Here is an 18,080-nt window from a genome sequence, read left to right as displayed (position 1 = left end):
GCGCCGGCGCAGCAGGCTGGAGGACGCCGGTTCGATTCCGGCCGGTCCTGCCACCGGTCCCAGCCCCACCCTGCTCGCACCCCGACGGGGCGCTCGCCGTGGGAGACTTCGCCACCCACACCCCCTCCGGTGGTCGCTGCCCGCGCGTTGGTGTGCGGCTAAGCTCTGCGATCGGTGGGCTGTAGCGCAGAGGTCGTCGCGCCGTCTTGCCAGGACGGAGGACGCCGGTTCGATTCCGGCCGGTCCACCGCCGGTGGCCGGCAGGGACTACGCTTCGGCGGTGCCCCGCCTGGACCCCGACGACGTCGCCGCCTTCCTGCGCGTGCTGGCGGCCGTCGAGGACCCGGCGGACGGCGCCGACGACCCGCAGGTGACCCTCGTGCGCCGCGCGGTGCACCAGGCGTACAAGAGCCGCAAGAAGCAGCAGAAGACCGAGCGCCGCCATGCGGTGTCCGCCCACGACCGGCGACTGGTCACCGAGCCCGCCACCGACGGCGCCGAGCTGCTGCGGGCCCGGGACTGCTACGTGTGCAAGTCGCCGTATCGACGGGTGCCCCTCGCGTACCCGCAGATGTGCGAGCGCTGCGCCACCGACAACGTCGCCCGCCGCGACGCCCGCTGCGACCTGCGCGGCCGGCGGGCGATCGTCACCGGCGGCCGGATCAAGATCGGGTTCCACACCGCGCTGAAGCTGCTGCGCGACGGGGCCGAGGTGATCGTCACCACCCGCTTCCCGCGCGACGCGGCCCGGCGCTTCGGCGAGCAGCCCGACGCCGCCGGCTGGCTCGACCGGCTGCACGTCCACGGCGTCGACTTCCTCGACCTGCCCGGCGTCGTCGGGCTGGTCGACGCGGTCACGGCGCGCTGGGACCACCTCGACATCCTGGTGAACAACGCGGCCCAGACGATCCAGCGGCCCGCGCAGTACCATCGCGAGCTCCGCCGCGCCGAGGGACTGGCGCTGACCGGCCCGTCGTCCACAGTGGACTTCTTCCCGGCCGGCCGGGTCGACGAGACGGGCGAGCCGCTCGACCTGCGCCCGGTCAACAGCTGGACGCTGCGGCTGCACGAGGTCACCCCGCGGGAGTGGATGGAGGTGCAGGTGGTGAACGCGTTCGTGCCGTTCCTGCTCATCGCCCAGCTCCGGCCGCTGCTGCAGGCCTCGCCCCACCCGGACCGCTACGTGGTGAACGTGTCGGCGATGGAGGGCAGCTTCAGCCGCCGCAACAAGACCAGCCGGCACCCGCACACCAACATGGCCAAGGCGTCGCTGAACATGCTGACGCGCACGATCGCCGCCGAGTACGTGCTCGACGGCATCCACGTCACCAGCGTCGACACCGGCTGGGTCACCGACGAGCGGCCCCAGCCGGCCAAGGAGGCGCTGCACGAGGCCGGGTTCCGGGTGCCGCTCGACGTCGTCGACGGCGCCGCCCGCGTCTACGACCCGATCGTCCGCGGCGTCCACGGCGACCGCGTGTCCGGTGTGTTCCTGAAGGACTACCAGGTGGTGCAGTGGTAGAGATCGCATGCCCCGTGCTCGAGGTCCCGGCGGTGCCGCCGGCCGACCCGGCGCTGCTGACCCCGCTGCTGGAGCGCCTCGGCGACCCGGCCCCGGTCGCGGGCACCGAGCGGTTCCCGCTCGGCACGCTCCAGCCGGACGGGCGGGTCGACCTGTGCAAGCAGGGCCTCGGCGCGGCCGGCGTGACCCGCGTGCTCGACCGGGTGGTCGGCTCGCCACACGCGGTACACCTGCTGCTGGGCACGAACAGCCTCGGCGCCGAGGGCACCCGCGCGCTCGCGGACGCGCTCGGGCCCGAGCACCGGTTGGAGACGTTGTACCTCGGGTGCAACGCGATCGACGCGGCCGGCGCGGCACCGCTGTTCGACCGGCTGGCCACCGACGGCAGCGTCCGCGCGCTGTGGCTGAAGCGCAACCCGCTCGGCGACGAGGGCGTCACCGCGCTCGCCGCGATGCTGCGCCGCAACGCCGCCATCGACACGCTCGACCTGGTCAACACCGGCCTGACCACCGCGAGCCTGGCCGTGCTGGTCGACGCGCTCGCCGCCCGTGAGCGGCCGGTCACCCGGGTCTTCCTCGGCGGCAACGGGATCGGCCCGGCGGCCGCGCCGCTGCTCGCCGCGTTGCTGCGCGACTGCGGCGTCACCGGGCTGTTCCTGGCGGCCAACCACCTCACCGACGCGGGCGCCGCCGAGGTCGTGGCGGCCGTGCACCGGCCCGGCACCACGCTCGGCCTCGGCGGCAACGGCCTCTCCCCCGCCACCGTCGACCTGCTCGCCGACCGGCTGTCCACACTGGACAGCATCGATCTCAGCCGGCCGCAGTCGCTGCGCGTGCTCGGCGCCCGCGACAACGTGGTCGGCGACGAGGGCGCGTTCCGGCTGGCCGGCGCGCTGCCGGGCAGCCCGCTCCAGCGGCTCGACCTGCGGCACACCGGTGTCGAGGGGCGCGGCGCGAAGCGGCTGCTGGAGGCGCTGGAGTCGGGCCGCACGGCGCTGCGCCGGCTGGCCCTCGGGCCCGACGTGCCGCGCCGCGTGAAGCGGGCCGTGACGGCGCTGCTCCCGGCCGGCGAGCCGGCACCCGCCAGCGAGATCGTGAGCGTGTACCGGTGAGCGCCCTCATCTCCGCCGCCGACCTCGGCGCGTGGCGGCGCATCCGGCACTACGCGGTGCCCGCCCGGATGATCCGGGCCGCGACCGAGGCCCGGCTCGCCGGCGACTGGCGGGCCGCCTGCGCCGCGGCCGGCGTCGACGTCGACGTCGACGCGGACTTCGCGCCGTTCGCCGACGACCTGCGGCACTTCGCGCCCGACCTGCTGCGCTGGCACCTGCCCCGCGACCCGGGCCGCGGCGACACGACCATCACCCCGCGGCTGCTCATGGCGCTCGCCCGCGTCGCCGGGCGGGTGCTCTGCGTGGAGCTGCCCCGCCTCGGCTTCGGCTCGCAGCGGCTGCGGCTGGTCGTCCTCGACGAGGGCGAGGTGAACAACGGCGGGCGGTACCACGGCCTGCACGACCTCACCGAGCGCCGCCACCTGTGGGACGCCCGCGAGGCGTCCGAGCTGCTGGCCCGCACCTGCCCCGGGTTCCGCGACTCGCCGGTGCTGGCGCTGCAGGACGCCGGCCGCCAGGTCGACGCCTGGAACGCGGCCGGCGTCGAGCTCGCCGAGGCGCCCGAGGACGAGGACAACCCCTGGCGCGGGCGGTACTTCCGGCGCGCCCTCGCCATCTTCGACCTCGACCCCGCGGTGGTCCTCGCCACCGCCCGCCGGCTGGGCATGGACACCGTGCGGCTCCGCGTCGGCTGGTACCACGAGATCTGCATCACCGGCATCACCGCCGGTGACCGGCCGCGCGGGGAGTGGGTGCCGAACGACCGCGAGGGCGGCCACGATGCGATCGAGGCCGACACGCTGCGCCGCCCGGTCGACGTGCACCTGGTCCGGCTCGGCGTGCTGCCGGTGGAGCGCCTGCACCCGCTGGTCATGGCGGCGTTCGACCCGGCCGCGACCTGGCGGCCGTTCGAGCCGCCGTCCACCTCCCCGGTCCGGGTGCGCTGCGGCGACGCTTCGGGACCGGCATGGCACGACGTGCGCATGGCCGGCGGCCGGTTCGAGGTCCCGCACACCGACGACGAGCGGCGCCGCGAGGAGACGATGCGCGCCCTCGGCGGCGAGTCGCACGGCTGCTTCGCGGCCGAGCGAGCCTGGCGGCACCGCGGCGAGCGGCTCCCCCGGCGGCTGGAGGAGCAGCGACGCGACCTCATGCTGCGGGCCCAGCACGGCGACCTGGCCGGGGTGAGCGCGCTGCTCGACGCCGGCATCGACCCGCACGCCCGCGACCAGCACGGCCGCACCCTGCTGCACCTGCTGGCCTGCCTCGGCGGGGACCCGGCCCTGCTGGAGCGGCTGCTGGCCGCCGGGCTCGACCTCGACGACCGGGACAACCGGGGGTACAGCGTGCTGCACTGCGCCGTCCGCGCCGGCGGCTCGCCCGAGCTGATCCGGGCGCTGCTGGCGGCCGGCGCCGACCCCGACACCGAGGACTTCGTCGGCGACACCCTGGCCGGCGACGTGGAGCGCTTCCGCGAGCACGACCTCGCCTTCCTCGTCGCATGACGGAGCTCAAGGCCTGGGCGCGGCTGCGGCGGTACGCCGTGCCGCGCTGGATGATCGAGGACGCGACGGCCCGGCGGCTGGCCGGCGACTGGGCGGGCGCGTGCGCCGCGGCCGACGTCGAGCTCGGGCCGGAGCTCGCCGCGGTGCCGGACGCGGTCGCCGAGGACCTCCGGCACCTGGTGCCCGACCTGCTGCGCTGGCACCTGCCCCGGGACCCGGTGACGCACGACCTGCCGCGCGACCCGATCCCGCTGGCGCACTACGCCGACGGCCACGCGCTCGTGGTGCAGCGGCGGCACTCGTGGGGCGAGGGGCAGCGGCTGATGCTGCGGTACCGCGGGAGCGACCCCGCCCACGAGGGCGACGGCCTGCACCTGAACCGGGAACGCTGGGACGGGCGGCGCACCGCCGGGCTGCGGGTGGACGCCGACCCGGAGCTGCTGCGGCTGCAGGACGCGGGCGAGTGGCGGGCCGCCTGGACCCGCGCCGGGTTCGACGTCGAGCAGTTCGACGACGCGACGGCGCCGCGGTACGCCCGGGACGCCGCCGATGCCCGCCTGCGCGCCGGCGACCACGACCTGACCGGCCTGGCGGAGGCGGTCCGCGCGACGGCGGACCGGCACCACGCACCGGCGGTCCGGCTGCCGCTGCGGTGGCGGGACTCGGTCGTGATCGACGCGGCGACCCTGCGGGTCAGGCACGCCGGCGCCTGGAACCCCGCCCACTCGGCCGAGGGACCGCTGCCGGTCCTGCCGGCGGCGCGGGCGCTGCGGCCGGTCGACTTCGACCTGGTCCGGCTCGGCTACCTCCCGGTGTCCGCGCTGCACCCGCTGGTCGCGTCGGCGCTGTTCCCGGGCGCGCCGGCGGCCGCTGTCGCCGAACCGGTCGCGGTCGAGCCGATCCGGGTGCGCTGCCTCGGCGACTGGCACCTGGTCACCATGGCGGCGTCGGGGTTCACGACGCCGCACGCGCCGGAGGAGCTGCGGCGGGAGCAGGCCATGCACGCCCTGGGCGGCCCGCCGCCGACGGGGTGCTTCGCCGCGGTCACCGGCTGGAGCGACCCGCGGGTCCGGCTGCCGAAGCACCTGCGGACCCGCCGCCGCACGGTGGTGCTGCGGGCCGCGCACGGCGACGCGCCCGCCATCGAGGCGCTGCTCGACGCCGGCCTCGACCCGTCCGTGCGCGACGGGCGCGGGCGCACGCTGCTGCACCTGTTGAGCTTCTGCCCGCATCCGGTACCGCTGCTGCGCCGGCTCGTCGCCGCCGGGCTGGACCTCGAGACGCGCGACCAGAACGGGTACACGCCGCTGCTGCACGCGGTCGCCTGCGGCGGCACGGTGGCGCTGGTCACGGCGCTGCTGGAGCTGGGCGCCCGCCGCGACGTCAGCCTGCCCGACGGTTCGAACGCGGTGGAGCTGGCGCGGCGGTACGGCAGGAACAACGAATTTTCTGTCGTACTGGGTCGCTAACCTCTGCGGCATGAGTGTTCTCGCCGACGCCGACGAGCTGATCGCCGCCACCCGGGCCACCCGGGTGGAGCTGCGGCCCAATGTCCAGTTGGAGGCCCTCGCGCTCGCCGTCTCCGCCAACCTGCCGGTGCTGCTGTGGGGCGAGCCCGGCATCGGCAAGTCCTCGGCGCTGCAGCAGCTGGCCGACCGGCTCGGCGTGATGATGGAGACCGTCATCGCGAGCATCCACGAGCCGTCCGACTTCGCCGGCCTGCCCGTCGTCGGCGAGGACCCCGCCACGCAGGGCGTGCCGATGGCCCCGCCCGACTGGGCGGTGCGCCTCAGCAGGCGCGGCGAGGGCATCGTGTTCTTCGACGAGCTGTCCTCCGCCCCGCCGGCCGTCCAGGCCGCGCTGCTGCGCGTGGTGCTGGAGCGGCGGGTGGGCAGCCTGGAGCTGCCGCCCGCGGTCCGGGTGGTCGCCGCGGCCAACCCGCCGGCCAGCGCCGCCGACGGCTGGCACCTGAGCCCGCCCCTCGCCAACCGGTTCGTGCACCTGCAGTGGACCCACGACCCGGCGGTGGTCGCCCGCGGCCTGGCCGGCACCTGGCCCACCGCCACGCTCCCCCGCGTCGAGCCGGGTCGCACCACGTCGGCGCTGGCCCGCGCCCGCGGCACGCTGTCCGGCTTCCTCACCGCCCGCCCCGGCCTGACCCACCACCTCCCGGCCGACGCCGAGGCCCGCGGCGGCCCCTGGCCCTCCCCGCGCACCTGGGAGATGGCCCTGCGCCTGCTCACCTTCGGCATGGCCAGCGACGCCGGCCGCGAGGCCCTGTCGACCGCCCTCGTCGGCGCGATCGGCGACGGCGCCGGCCTGGAGCTGGTCAACTACCTCGACGAGCTGGACCTTCCCGACCCCAACCGCGTCCTGGCCAACCCGGACGCCTTCCAGCTGCCGACGCGCGGCGACCGCCAGCTCGCCTTCCTGACCGCGATCGTGGCGGCCGTCCAGTCCGACCTGACCCACGCCCGCTGGGACGCGGCCTGGACGGTCCTGGCCAAGGCCGTGGACGCGGGCGTCCCCGACGTGGCGGCGCGCGCGGCCCACGACCTGGCCGTGATGCGCCACAAGTCGTGGGCGGTGCCCCCGACGATCGACGCGTTCGTCGACATCCTGCGGCTGTCAGGAGCGTTGAGCTGACCACCGACCAGGCCCCGTCGCCGACCGCGCCGCCGGCCCCGGGCGGCACGGGGATGCCGCCTGCCCACGACCCGGCCGCGCCCGGCGCCACCGACGACGGCGATGCGCACCACTGTGCGCATCCGCAAACGGCCGCGGGAGACGCGCTGGACCGGACCAAGCTGCTCGCGGCGCGGTTCCGGGCCGCGAAGCTGCGGCCGTATCTGGCCGCGGCGCTGTATGCGTTGTCGGTGGTGCCGAGCTGGCATCTCGCGACCATGGGCGTGGACCGGCACTGGCGGCTGTACGTGAACCCGGAGTTCGTCGGCGAGCACGACGTCGACGAGCTCGCCGGGGTGTGGATCCACGAGGCCGCGCACCTGCTGCGCGACCACCACGGGCGGGCCGACCGGCTGGCGACCGCCGACCGGATGGACCACCACCGCGTCAACCTCGCACAGGACTGCGAGATCAACGACGACCTGGTGGCCGACGGGCTGGCGTTGCCGGCGTCGCGGGTGGAGCCCCGCACGTTCGGGCTGGCGGAGGGTCGGCTGTTCGAGGAGTATCTCGCGGGGATCCCGCGCTCGCCGGTCGTCCACGTGCAGTGCGGGTCCGGGGCGCACGGGATCGCCGTGCGCGGGGAGCTCGGCGAGGGCGGGGCGCCCGAGGTGCGGCCCGTCGAGGCCGACGCGATCCGGCGGCAGACGGCCGGCGCCATCCGGGCGCACGTGCGCTCGCAGGGCACCGTGCCGGCCGGGTGGCAGCGGTGGGCCGACCAGATCGCCGAGCCGGTCGTGGACTGGCGGCGGCTGCTCACCGGCGCGCTGCGGCAGGCCGTGGCGTGGGCGAGCGGGGCGGTCGACTACACCTACGCGCGACCGGGGCGGCGCAGCGCCGCGCTCCGCGGGGTGGTGATGCCGAGCCTGCGGCGGCCGCTGCCGCGGGTCGCGATCGTCATCGACACGTCCGGGTCGATGGGGCCGGACGACATGGCCGCGGCGCTCGGCGAGGTGACCGGCGTGCTGCGGGCGGTCGGCATCCGGGGCAACCGGGTCACGGTGCTGGCCTGCGATGCCGACGTGCACGCCGTGACGCGCGTGACCAAGGCCGAGCAGGTCCAGCTGGCCGGGGGCGGCGGCACCGACATGCGGGTCGGCATCGCCCGGGCTCGCCGCGGGCCCGAGCCGCCGGAGATCGTCGTCGTCCTGACCGACGGCTTCACGCCGTGGCCCGACGAGCCGGTCGGCTGCCGGCTCATCGCCGGCCTGGTCGGCGCCAGCCCGCCGGCCACGCCCACCTGGGTCGAGGCGATCCACATCACACCGGCGACCTGAGCGCCCCGACAACGTCCCGCGCGGCGGGCGCGGGCACGGCGGGGCGCCGGGCGGGCGCACGGCGGGTGGGCGCACGGCGGGCGGGTGCACGGCGGGTGGGCGCGGGCGCTCGGAGGCGACGGGCGGGCGCGGGCGCTCGGTGGCGGCGGGCGGGCGGCGCGGCAACGCTGGAAGCACGGCCAGCACCCGGAGCGCAGCCAGGGCCTCAGCGCCGCAAGCACCCGCACCCGGGTCCGGGCCGGGCTCCGCCCCACCGCCCGGAGCACCCGGCCGGCGCGAGGCCGACCGGCTCCACCGCGCGGTAGCCAACTTTTGGCGACTGTCCGCGGCGCGGGCCGACTGCCTACCGTGAGCATATGCCTGATCACGTGCTGGGGCTCTCGCGCTTCGACCGGGTGCTGCTCTGGGGCGGGCTGCCCCTGCTCGGGGCGCTCGCCGGGTGGGGGTTGCCCGTCGTCGCGCGGTGGCTGCTGTCCCTGCCGTGGACGCCGTTCGCCGGGCCGCTGCGGCTGGTGGCGGAGCTCGGCGACGGGCTCGGGCGGTACACCGGGGTGGGGGCCGGGGTGCTGCTCGGGGCGGTGCTCGCGTTCGTGGCCGTGTTCGAGACGCTGCGCGTCACCGTCAGCGACGCCGAGTTACGGATCACCGAGGGGGAACGGACGCGGACCGTGGCGCGGTACGACGTCGACGCCGTGTTCGTCGACGGGAACCTGCTCGTGGTGCTCGACAAGCAGTCGCGGCAGGTGGTGCGGGACAAGCTGGAGGGGGCCGGCAAGCCCGGCGTGGCGGAGGCGTTCCGCGCGCACGGGTACCCGTGGCAGGCCCACGACCCGTACGCGGAGCTGTTCCGCCGCTGGGTGCCGGACCTGCCCGACCTGCCGGTCGCGGTCAACGCCGTGCTCGCCGCGCGGGCCGTGGCGCTGAGCAAGAAGAGCGCCAAGGACGCGACCGAGCTGCGGGACGAGGTGCAGAAGCTCGGGTACACCGTGCGCGACGACGGCACGACCCAGCACTGGCGACCGCTGGTGAGATCGTGAGGCGCGCCCGCGACATCCTCGTCGACACCACCGCGACCGTGCTCACGGTGCTGGTGTGGGCGATGGCGGCCGGCGCCGGGCTCGACAACGGGTCGCTGTCGGACGAACGGTTCCTCCTCGGCTCGCTGCTCACGCTGCCGGCGGTGCTGCTGCTGTGGTGGCGGCGGCGCTGGCCGGTGGCGGTGGCGCTGCTCATGCTCATCCCGGCGGCGGTCACCGACATGGCCGGCGGCGCGGCCGCGATCGCCGTGTTCGGCGTCGCCGTCCACCGGCCGCTGCGGGTCGCGCTGTGGGTGGCGGCGGCGCACTTCGTGGTGCCGATCCCCTACAGCGTCGTGTACCCCGACCCCGACCTCAACCCGATCGGCGCCAACACGATCGCGCTGATGATCCTGTCGGTGGCCGTCGCCTGGGGCGTCACGGTGCGCAGCCGGCGGGAGCTGGTCGCGTCGCTGCGCGAGCGGGCGGCGCGGGCCGAGCAGGCGGCCGAGCAGCAGGCCGAGCTGCAGCGCGGCCTGGAGCGGGAGCGGATCGCGCGGGAGATGCACGACGTGCTGGCCCACCGGATCTCGCTCATCAGCCTGCACGCGGGCGCGCTGGAGATCCGCAAGGACCTCTCCCGCGAGCAGGTCGTGGCGGCCGGCAGCACGATCCGGGCCAGCGCGCACCAGGCGATGGAGGAGCTGCGCGAGATCCTCGGCGTGCTGCGCACCAGCGCCGACGAGAGCCTGCGGCCGCGCCTGGACCTCGGCGACCTCGATGAGCTCGTGCAGGAGGCGCGCCAGGCCGGCACCCCGGTCCGCCTCGACAACCGGCTCACCAGCGCCGAGACCCTGCCGCCGGTGGTGAATCGGACCGCGTTCCGGCTGGTCCAGGAAGGGCTGACCAACGCTCGCAAGCATGCGCCGGGTGCCGCGGTACACCTGGAGATCGAGCGGACCGAGGACGGCGACCTGCACGTCTGGCTGCACAACCCGCTGCCCGCCCAGCCGGTGCGCCCGGCGCTGCCGGGTTCGCGGTCGGGGCTCGTCGGGCTGGCGGAGCGGGTGAGCCTGGCGGGTGGCAGGCTGGAGCACGGGCCGCGGCGCACGCCCGGTCCCGCGGTCGGGTTCCATCTGGAGGCGTGGTTGCCGTGGCCGACGTGATCCGGCTGCTCGTCGTCGACGACGACCCGCTCGTGCGGGCCGGGCTGGGCATGGTGCTCGGCGGCGACCCCCGCCTCGACCTGGTCGGCGAGGCCGGCGACGGCGCGGCGGCGGTCGCGGCGGCGCGGTCGCTGCACCCGGACGTCGTCCTCATGGACATCCGCATGCCGCGGATGGACGGGCTGGCCGCCCTGGCGGCGCTGCAGGCGGCCGGGTCCGCCCCCGCGGTGATCATGCTGACCACGTTCGACACAGATGATCATGTACTTCGGGCGCTGCGCCTCGGTGCGCACGGGTTCCTGCTCAAGGACACCCCGCCGCAGGCGATCCTCGACGCGGTGCGGCGGGTCGCCGCGGGCGAGCAGATGCTCTCGCCCTCGGTGGTACGCCGGCTGATCGCGCACGTCGTGCACGACGAGGCCGACGAGCGGCGGCGCGCGGCCGCCCGGGCGCTCGACGCGCTCACCCCGCGCGAGCGGGACGTCGCCGAGGCGGTCGCCGAGGGCGGCTCCAACGCGGAGATCAGCGCGGCGCTGCACATGAGCGTGGCGACGGTGAAGACCTACGTGTCGCGGATCCTGGCCAAGCTCGGCTGCGCCAACCGCGTCCAGGTCGCGATCTTGGTGCACGAGGCGCGGCTCAGCGGTGGTAGCGGTGCGCGATGAACCCGGGCTCGTCCGGTAGCTGAGCGGCCGGCAGCGGCGGGGCGGTGTGCGCGCCGAAGCCGCGGGCGAGCGAGCGGACCTGCTCCTCCATCGCGGGCACGCTGGTGCGCGCCTGCCGGCGCATGACCAGCTCGGCGAGGCGGCTGCTGAGGAACGTGCGCAGCCAGTACATCAGGGCCACGCTGCGCGGCACGAACACCTTGCGGCGGCGGCGCTCCAGCGCGTCCACGAACCGCTCGGCGCACCGCTGGACCGAGGTGGTCGACCCCATGGGCGGCGGCAGCCGGCGCAGCGTCTCGCGGAACGCGGGCAGGTCGTCCTGGGCGTCGCGCACGAGATCGGTGTCGATCCAGGACGGGTGCGCGGTGCCGACGGCGACGCCGTGGTGGGCGACCTCCAGGCGCACGGCGTTGCCGAAGTGCTCGACGCCCGCCTTCGAGGCGCAGTACGGCGCCATGCCGGGCAGCGCGGCGAACGACGCGGCGGAGGCGACGATCAGGAGGTACCCCCGGGAAGCAATGAGGTGCGGAAGACAGGCCGCGGCCGTGCGCATGACGCCGACCAGGTTGACCTCGACCGTGCGCACCAGGGCGGCCACGTCGCCGGTGGCGATCGTGCCGCGGCTGGCCACCCCCGCGTTGGCCAGCACCGCGTCGATGCGGCCGTAGGCGGCGACGGTGCCCTCGACGGCCGCCGCCAGGCTCGCCTGGTCGGTCACGTCGCAGGCGAACCAGACCGCGCCGAGCTCGCCGGCGAGGGCCTCGAGCCGGTCCGGTTCGAGGCCGACGAGGGCGAGTTTCGCGCCGCGGGCGGCGGCGAGGCGGGCGGTGTGCTCACCGATCCCGCGGGCCGCCCCGGTGACGAGCACCACCTGGCCGGACAGACTGCGCTGCACCGTGGGCCCTCCCATCGGCGGTACCGTTCAGTACCAGGCAAACTAGCACCAGGAATCATTCTCGCGGAAGGCCGGCAACATCACATGACGAGCACCAGGACCGTCGATGAGCTCCGGGCCGATCTCACCGGCGGGCTGGCCGAGTCGATCGCCGCGAAGGGCTACGCGGCGACGACGATCGCCGACATCGTGATGCACGCGCGCGTGTCCAAGCGCACGTTCTACGAGCACTTCACCGACAAGGAGGCCTGCCTCATGGCCCTGTACCAGCAGGGCTGCGAGCACCTGCTGGGCGTCGTGCGCGGCGCGGCGGTCGGCGGGGACAAGTCGTGGAAGGAGCTCGTCAACGACGGCGTGACCGCGTACCTCAACGCGCTGGAGGGCATGCCCGCGGTCACCCGCACGCTGCTCGTGGAGATCCAGGCGGCCGGGCCGAAGGCTTTCCGCCTGCGCCAGCAGATGCAGCGGCGGTTCGCCGATACCCTGGTCGAGGTGGTCGACGCGGCCCGCGCCGCCGACCCGGCCATCCCGGCACTGTCGCCGCTGCTGGCCATCGCCCTGGTGGGAGGCGTGCACGAGATGATGCTGCAGGTCTCCGATCCGTACACGGGCGCCGGCCCGTCGTTCACCACGCTGGCGCCCGCGGTGGACGAGCTCGTCTACGCGATCCTCACGAATCCCTGGGCGGCGCCGGACGGAAGCCGGATGGAATGATCTGACGGACCGACGGGTTGCAGGACTAAAAAAGGGAGGCCGGGTTCCGGTGCTCAACCCAAGCGAGCTCTACACGCTCACCGACGACCCGCCGGCGGTCGACCGTCCGGTGCTCGTCCACGCGCTGACGGGCTTCGTCGACGCCGGCAACGCCAGCCGGCTCGCGCGCGAGCACCTGCTCACCGTCGGCTCGCCCCGCACCATCGCCACCTTCGACCTCGACCAGCTCTACGACTACCGCAGCCGCCGCCCGGCGATGCTGTTCGTCGAGGACCACTGGGAGCACTACGAGCAGCCCCAGCTGCTGCTGCGCGTCCTGCGCGACGCGACCGGCACCGAGTTCCTGCTCCTCGACGGCCCCGAGCCCGACCTGCAGTGGGAGCGGTTCACCGCCGCCGCGCTGGAGCTCATCGAGCGGTTCGAGGTGCGCGCGACGGTCGGCCTGACCGCGATCCCGATGGCCGTGCCGCACACCCGCCCGACCGGGGTGACCGCCCACGGCACCAGCCGCGACCTCATCGCCGGCTTCGAGCCGTGGCTGCAGCGCGTGCAGGTGCCGGGCAGCGTCGGCAACCTCCTGGAGTACCGCATCGGCCAGCAGGACCGTGACGCGTTCGGCTTCGCCGTGCACGTGCCGCACTACGTGGCCCAGGCCGAGTTCCCGGCCGCGGCGGAGAAGCTGCTGCAGTGCCTGTCCGACGCGACCGGCCTGCGCGTGCCGACCGAGGAGCTGCACGCGGCCGCCGAGGCGGTCCGCGCCGAGATCGACGTGCAGATCGCGCAGGCCGACGAGGCCGCGTCGCTGGTGCGGGCCCTCGAGGAGCAGTACGACGCCTACACCCGCGGCCGCCAGGGCAACAACCTGCTGGCCGAGTCGCCGGCGCCGCTGCCGACGGCCGACGAGATCGGCGCCGAGCTGGAGCGGTTCCTGGCCGAGCACTCGCGCGGCGAGGAACCGCCGCTGGGCTGAACCCTGTCGAGCGCGGACCGGAGCGTCCCGCACGCGCCGCGCTCGATAGGCTTCCGGGGTGAAGCTGCTGCACTCGGGCAAGGTCCGCGACGTCTACGCGGACGGTGACGATCTCATCCTGGTGGCGTCGGACCGGATCTCGGTCTACGACGTGGTGCTGCCGACGCCGATCCCGGACAAGGGGGCGGTGCTCACCCGGCTGTCGCTGTGGTGGTTCGAGCAGCTCGCCGACATCGTGCCCAACCACGTGATCTCCGCCGAGGACGTGCCGGCCGAGTTCGCCGGCCGGGCCATCCGGTGCCGGCGGCTCGAGATGCTGCCCGTCGAGTGCATCGCCCGCGGCTACCTCGCCGGCCTGGGGCTCAGCGAGTACACCTCGGGCGGCCAGATCTCCGGGGTGCCCCTGCCCGCCGGTCTGGTCGAGGGCTCGCGGCTGCCGTCGCCCGTGTTCACCCCGACGACCAAGGCGGCGGTAGGCGAGCACGACGAGTTCGTGACCCTCGACGAGGTGCGCGCGGAGATCGGCAAGGACGTGGCCGACGAGCTGCGCGACCTCACCCTGCGGGTCTACGCCCGGGGCGCGGCGGTCGCCGCCGAGCGGGGCATCGTCGTGGCGGACACGAAGCTGGAGTTCGGCCGGGACGCCGACGGCCGGGTGCTCCTCGCCGACGAGGTGCTCACGCCGGACTCGTCCCGCTTCTGGCCGCTCGACCAGTGGGAGCCGGGCCGCACGCAGTTCTCCTTCGACAAGCAGCTCGTCCGCGACTGGGCGCTCGGCACCGGCTGGGACAAGACGGCGCCGGGCCCGGAGGTGCCGGACGAGGTGGTCGCCCTGACCCGGGCCCGCTACGTCGAGGTGTACGAGCGGCTGACCGGCCTGACCTGGTAGGTCTGCGGCCTACTGCGTGATGGCCGGCCGTTCCTGCCGCGCCAGCGCCGTGCGGATGAGCACGTCGCAGAGGGCGGGGTAGTCCAGGCCGGCCACCCGGAACATCTGCGGATACTGCGAGACGGCGGTGAACCCGGGGAACGTGTTGACCTCGTTGATCACCGGTTCTGTCCCGTACCGCAGGAAGAAGTCGACCCGGAGCAGCCCCCGGCACTCCAGGGCGCGGAACGTGCGCACCGACAGGTCCTGCAGCCGCTCGACGATCTCCGGGTCGAGGCGCGCGGGGATGTCGAAGATGGTCGACGGGTCGAGGTACTTCGCCTCGTAGTCGAAGAACTCGTGCTCGTCCGGGAAGCGGATCTCCAGCGGCGGCCCCACCTGCAGCGACCCGTCGGGGTGCTCCAGCACGCCGAGGTCGACCTCGCGCCCGTGCACCATCTCCTCGACGAGCACCTTGGCGTCGCTGTCGCGCGCCTCGGCCAGCGCGGCCTCCAGCTCGCTCCAGTCCTCGACCTTCGACACGCCGAGGCTGGACCCGGCCCGCGACGGCTTGACGAACACGGGCAGCCCGAGCCGCTCCTTCTCCGCCGCGCTCAGCGTGCCCGTCCCGCCCCGCAGGACGACCCCGTCGGCGACCGGCAGCCCCTCGGCGACCAGCAGCTTCTTGGTGAACTCCTTGTCCATCCCGGCGGCGCTGGCGAACACGCCGCTGCCCACGTACGGCAGGCGCACCATCTCCAGCACCGACTGGATCGTGCCGTCCTCGCCGTACGGCCCGTGGATCGCCGGGAACACGACGTCGGCCTCGCGCAGGGTGCCGATCGCCTCGGCCAGGCTGGCCAGGGCGGCCTCGCCCGTCTCCTTGGTCAGGGCGAGCAGCCCCTCCAGGTCGAGTTCCTCGGGCGAGGCGGCGTCGGGCCCGAAGACCCAGGTGCCGTTCGGCGTGATCCGCACCGGCACGACGTCGTACCGCGACCGGTCGAGATACCGCACGATGCTCAGCGCCGACTTGCACGAGACCTCGTGCTCCCCGCTGCGCCCCCCGAAGACGACGGCGACGCGCCTGCGCTCCTCAGTCATGCGGTTGCTCCCCAGTACGTCCGCGGGACCCGGGCCCCGATGCCAGTCAAGATCTCATGTGGGTTGGTCTGGGCCCACGCCGCCCACTCTTCCACGGTCGGCTCCCCCGCGCTGCCGTCGCCGAACAGCGTGACCTCGTCACCGAGCGCGACCGGGAGGTCGCCCGCGTCCACCACGAACTGGTCCATGGCGACCCGCCCGGCGATCGGCCGCCGCTCCCCGTGGACGCTGACCTCGCCCCGGTTGCTGAGCAGCCGCGGCACCCCGTCGGCGTACCCGACCGGCACCAGCACCATGGTCGCCGCGGTCCCGGTGACGTACTGGTGCAGGTACGACACCCCGGTGCCCGGCGGCACGCGCTTGACGTTGACGGCCCGCGCCCGCAGCGTCATGGCCCGCCGCAGTCCGGCGGTGACCCCGGGGACGGGCTCGACACCGTACAGCGCGAGCCCGGCCCGCACCAGGTCGTAGTGGGTCGCCGGGTGGTCGACGATCCCGGCCGAGTTGGCGAGGTGCCGCAGCTCGGGCTCGATGCCGGCCTTCCGGGCGATGTCGAGCGCCTCCTCGAACCGCTCGATCTGCTGCCCCACGGAGGGGTTCCCGGGATCGTCGGCCGACGCGAGGTGCGACCAGATCCCCCGCACGGTGACGTTGCGGGCCAGGGCGGCGGCCTTGACGAGCGCCGGCCACTCCTCCCACTGCACCCCGTTGCGGGTCAGCCCGGTGTCGACCTTGAGATGCACCCGGGCGGCCCCCGCCGCGGCGATGGCCTCGAGGTGCTCGGCGGTGGACACGGAGAGATCGATGTCGTTGCGGATGGCGGTGGCGAAGTCGTCGTCATGCCCGTACAGCCAGGCGAGCACCGGCGCGTCGATCCCGGCCTCGCGCAGCTCGAGCCCCTCGGTGATGGACGTCACGCCGAGCCAGCTCACCCCGTTGCCGAGCACGGCCCTGGCGACGGGTAGCACTCCGTGACCGAACGCGTTCGCCTTGACGACGGCCATGGTCCGCGCCCGCGGCCCGGCCAGCCCGGCGAGCAGCCGAGCGTTGTGCACGACGGCGCCGAGGTCGACCACGGCCTCCGCGACAAGCCCCACCCCGGCCACCCCTTTCCGCCCTGTTCGGCCGTGTTCCGGGCCGATCATAGTGACAGGACGCGTCACACACCGTCACAGGTTGCCAAGCCGACACCCACCGCTGCGCACGCGGGGTGCATGCCGAGGCTCGCCGCTGCGCACGCGGGGTGCGTGCCGACACCCGCCGCCCCGCACGCGGGGTGCATGATCACGGACGTTTCCGTACCGAATACGAACCAAGAACGTCCGCGATCATGAGGCACCCGCCTCGGGCCCGGCGGTGCAGCCGGATCGGCCGCAGCTCCGTGGCTCGCCGCGCCAGCCCGCGGCACGGAGCACCCTGGCGACCTGCACGGCGACGGCACACGGATCGCCGACGACCTCGGCCCAGCCGTACCGCAGCGTGCGCCGCCCCTGCTCGGTCGCCCCGTTGTCCCGCCTGCGGTCCCTGGCCCGCTCCTCGTCGGGATGTGCGAGCCGCCCGTCAAGCTCCACGACCAGCCCGAAGCCGGCGTACTCCACGTCCGCGTACTCGCTCGCCCCGCCCTGCGCGAGCGGGGACTGACGCAGGCCGATCGGCAGGCCGTGCGGGCGCTCGACGTCGGTGAGGTACCGGGCCTCCAGTACCGAATGACAACCGTCCCCCTCGTCGGACAGCAGCAGCTGCAGTCGGCGCCGCCAGCGAACGCGGGGCCGCTCGGCGAACGCGGCCCGCAGCCGAGCCACGGTGGTCAGCCGGCGCCCGCAGGCTCGGGTGATCCACCCGATCGCCTCGTCGAGCGACGCTGCCGTATCGGCGAGGTCGACGACGGTGTCCTCGACCCGTGTCCGCGGCGGCCGCAGCGCCGGATGCGCGGCCCGCTCGACACGGCCAGACCGGTGGAACGCCACACCGGGCGCACGCCGGGGACGCCGCCCGGCGGGCACCGTCACGTGGACCAGCGGGGCCGGCTCGTCGGCGAGGCCGTGCAGTTCGGCCGCGGTCCGGTGGCTGAGCACCGCACCGGCGCCGGCGTGCAGCACCACCGCGTCGAGATACGTCTCCCGCGGCACCGGCCCGCTGAACGTGACGAACGTGCCGGGGAACACCCGCTGCCACCGCCCGCTGGCGAGCCGCCGGCGGATCACGGCATCGGAGATCCCGGCCCGCAGGGCGTCGGCCCGGCTGACCACGCCACGCCGGTCGCCATCCACGACGCCTGCAACCCGAGGCTCGCCGCGCTGCTTTCCCGCACCGCGACGCGCGCTGCCCGCACGGAGGGCCGCGCCGGACCGGTCGCTGTCCGGCTGGTCTCCAGGCTCGCGCGGTGGGGTGTCTCGCTCGTTCGCCACGCGGGTCAGGATCGCGCCGTCGACGGAGGTGGCGCCACACCGCGGTCGTGGCCTGTGGACAACCGGCTCGATCGTCCACAGGCCGGGCCGGCGGCTCGGCTAGGAGACCGCTGAATAATCCGGCGTGCCGTCGCACCGGTTTGATCGGGTTTGGTCGATAATAGGTGGGTGCAGGG

General features: G+C 74.9%; 16 protein-coding genes and 2 tRNA genes (1 of these 18 running past the window's edge). 14 read left to right on the top strand and 4 right to left on the bottom strand.

Features of this window, described 5'->3' with window-relative positions; genetic code table 11:
* The 11 genes from IEZ31_RS37270 to IEZ31_RS37220 all read left to right on the top strand — a co-directional run.
* Positions 1-53, top strand: a tRNA-OTHER gene (locus IEZ31_RS37270); it begins 77 nt to the left of the window's first position.
* 122 nt (positions 54-175) lie between these two features.
* Positions 176-248, top strand: a tRNA-Gly gene (locus tag IEZ31_RS37265).
* 32 nt (positions 249-280) lie between these two features.
* Positions 281-1,522, top strand: a complete 1,242-nt coding sequence (locus IEZ31_RS37260; protein ID WP_229836223.1) for an SDR family NAD(P)-dependent oxidoreductase — start codon at positions 281-283, stop codon at positions 1,520-1,522.
* Entirely contained in the window at positions 1,516-2,634 is a 1,119-nt protein-coding gene (locus IEZ31_RS37255; RefSeq protein ID WP_190254799.1) for a leucine-rich repeat domain-containing protein, read from the top strand. Before IEZ31_RS37260 ends, IEZ31_RS37255 begins: the two co-directional genes overlap by 7 nt.
* Positions 2,631-4,139 (top strand): ankyrin repeat domain-containing protein, encoded by a 1,509-nt coding sequence (locus IEZ31_RS37250; protein WP_190254798.1) that lies wholly within the window; start codon positions 2,631-2,633, stop codon positions 4,137-4,139. Before IEZ31_RS37255 ends, IEZ31_RS37250 begins: the two co-directional genes overlap by 4 nt.
* Positions 4,136-5,608: an ankyrin repeat domain-containing protein gene (locus tag IEZ31_RS37245; protein WP_190254797.1), complete on the top strand. Its 1,473-nt coding sequence runs from the start codon at positions 4,136-4,138 to the stop codon at positions 5,606-5,608. The genes IEZ31_RS37250 and IEZ31_RS37245 overlap by 4 nt, the downstream gene beginning before the upstream one ends.
* A gap of 10 nt (positions 5,609-5,618) precedes the next feature.
* A complete protein-coding gene (locus IEZ31_RS37240) occupies positions 5,619-6,785 on the top strand; it encodes an AAA family ATPase (RefSeq protein ID WP_190254796.1) in 1,167 nt (388 codons plus the stop codon).
* 53 nt (positions 6,786-6,838) lie between these two features.
* Positions 6,839-8,101, top strand: a complete 1,263-nt coding sequence (locus tag IEZ31_RS37235) for a vWA domain-containing protein (RefSeq protein ID WP_190254795.1) — start codon at positions 6,839-6,841, stop codon at positions 8,099-8,101.
* A gap of 356 nt (positions 8,102-8,457) precedes the next feature.
* On the top strand, positions 8,458-9,138 hold the full coding sequence (locus IEZ31_RS37230; RefSeq protein ID WP_190254794.1) for a YqeB family protein: 681 nt from the start codon (positions 8,458-8,460) through the stop codon (positions 9,136-9,138).
* Entirely contained in the window at positions 9,135-10,283 is a 1,149-nt protein-coding gene (locus IEZ31_RS37225) for a sensor histidine kinase (RefSeq protein WP_190254793.1), read from the top strand. Before IEZ31_RS37230 ends, IEZ31_RS37225 begins: the two co-directional genes overlap by 4 nt.
* The gene (locus IEZ31_RS37220) at positions 10,271-10,948 is read left to right on the top strand and encodes a response regulator (RefSeq protein WP_190254792.1); all 678 of its coding nucleotides are present in this window, start codon (positions 10,271-10,273) and stop codon (positions 10,946-10,948) included. Before IEZ31_RS37225 ends, IEZ31_RS37220 begins: the two co-directional genes overlap by 13 nt.
* Here IEZ31_RS37220 and IEZ31_RS37215 read toward each other — a convergent pair.
* Positions 10,923-11,843, bottom strand: a complete 921-nt coding sequence (locus IEZ31_RS37215; protein ID WP_229836222.1) for an SDR family oxidoreductase — start codon at positions 11,841-11,843, stop codon at positions 10,923-10,925. The two genes, IEZ31_RS37220 and IEZ31_RS37215, sit on opposite strands and share 26 nt — an antisense overlap.
* 84 nt (positions 11,844-11,927) lie before the next feature.
* On the opposite strand from IEZ31_RS37215, the gene IEZ31_RS37210 reads away from it, so the two are divergent.
* The 3 genes from IEZ31_RS37210 to IEZ31_RS37200 are packed head-to-tail and all read left to right on the top strand — an operon-like array spanning position 11,928 to position 14,416.
* Positions 11,928-12,557, top strand: coding sequence for a TetR/AcrR family transcriptional regulator (locus IEZ31_RS37210; protein ID WP_190254790.1), 630 nt, complete (start codon positions 11,928-11,930; stop codon positions 12,555-12,557).
* Positions 12,558-12,606: 49 nt separating this feature from the next.
* Entirely contained in the window at positions 12,607-13,527 is a 921-nt protein-coding gene (locus IEZ31_RS37205) for a proteasome assembly chaperone family protein (RefSeq protein WP_190254789.1), read from the top strand.
* Positions 13,528-13,585: 58 nt separating this feature from the next.
* Positions 13,586-14,416 carry a phosphoribosylaminoimidazolesuccinocarboxamide synthase gene (locus IEZ31_RS37200; RefSeq protein WP_190254788.1) on the top strand — a complete coding sequence of 277 codons (831 nt, stop codon included), beginning with the start codon at positions 13,586-13,588 and terminating at the stop codon, positions 14,414-14,416.
* A gap of 9 nt (positions 14,417-14,425) precedes the next feature.
* Here IEZ31_RS37200 and IEZ31_RS37195 read toward each other — a convergent pair whose 3' ends face one another.
* From IEZ31_RS37195 to IEZ31_RS37185, 3 genes are all read right to left on the bottom strand, one after another.
* Positions 14,426-15,496: a D-alanine--D-alanine ligase family protein gene (locus tag IEZ31_RS37195; RefSeq protein WP_190254787.1), complete on the bottom strand. Its 1,071-nt coding sequence runs from the start codon at positions 15,494-15,496 to the stop codon at positions 14,426-14,428.
* Positions 15,493-16,593 (bottom strand): alanine racemase, encoded by a 1,101-nt coding sequence (alr, locus tag IEZ31_RS37190; protein ID WP_229836221.1) that lies wholly within the window; start codon positions 16,591-16,593, stop codon positions 15,493-15,495. Before alr ends, IEZ31_RS37195 begins: the two co-directional genes overlap by 4 nt.
* Before the next feature lie 231 nt (positions 16,594-16,824).
* A complete protein-coding gene (locus IEZ31_RS37185; protein ID WP_190254785.1) occupies positions 16,825-17,766 on the bottom strand; it encodes a type IV toxin-antitoxin system AbiEi family antitoxin domain-containing protein in 942 nt (313 codons plus the stop codon).
* Positions 17,767-18,080: the final 314 nt, after the last annotated feature.

The sequence above is a fragment of the Dactylosporangium sucinum genome (genome assembly GCF_014647515.1).
In the GTDB taxonomy this organism is placed as follows: Bacteria; Actinomycetota; Actinomycetes; order Mycobacteriales; family Micromonosporaceae; genus Dactylosporangium; species Dactylosporangium sucinum.
Note: the sequence above shows the minus strand (reverse complement) of the source record. Positions and strands in the feature narration are given on the sequence as shown.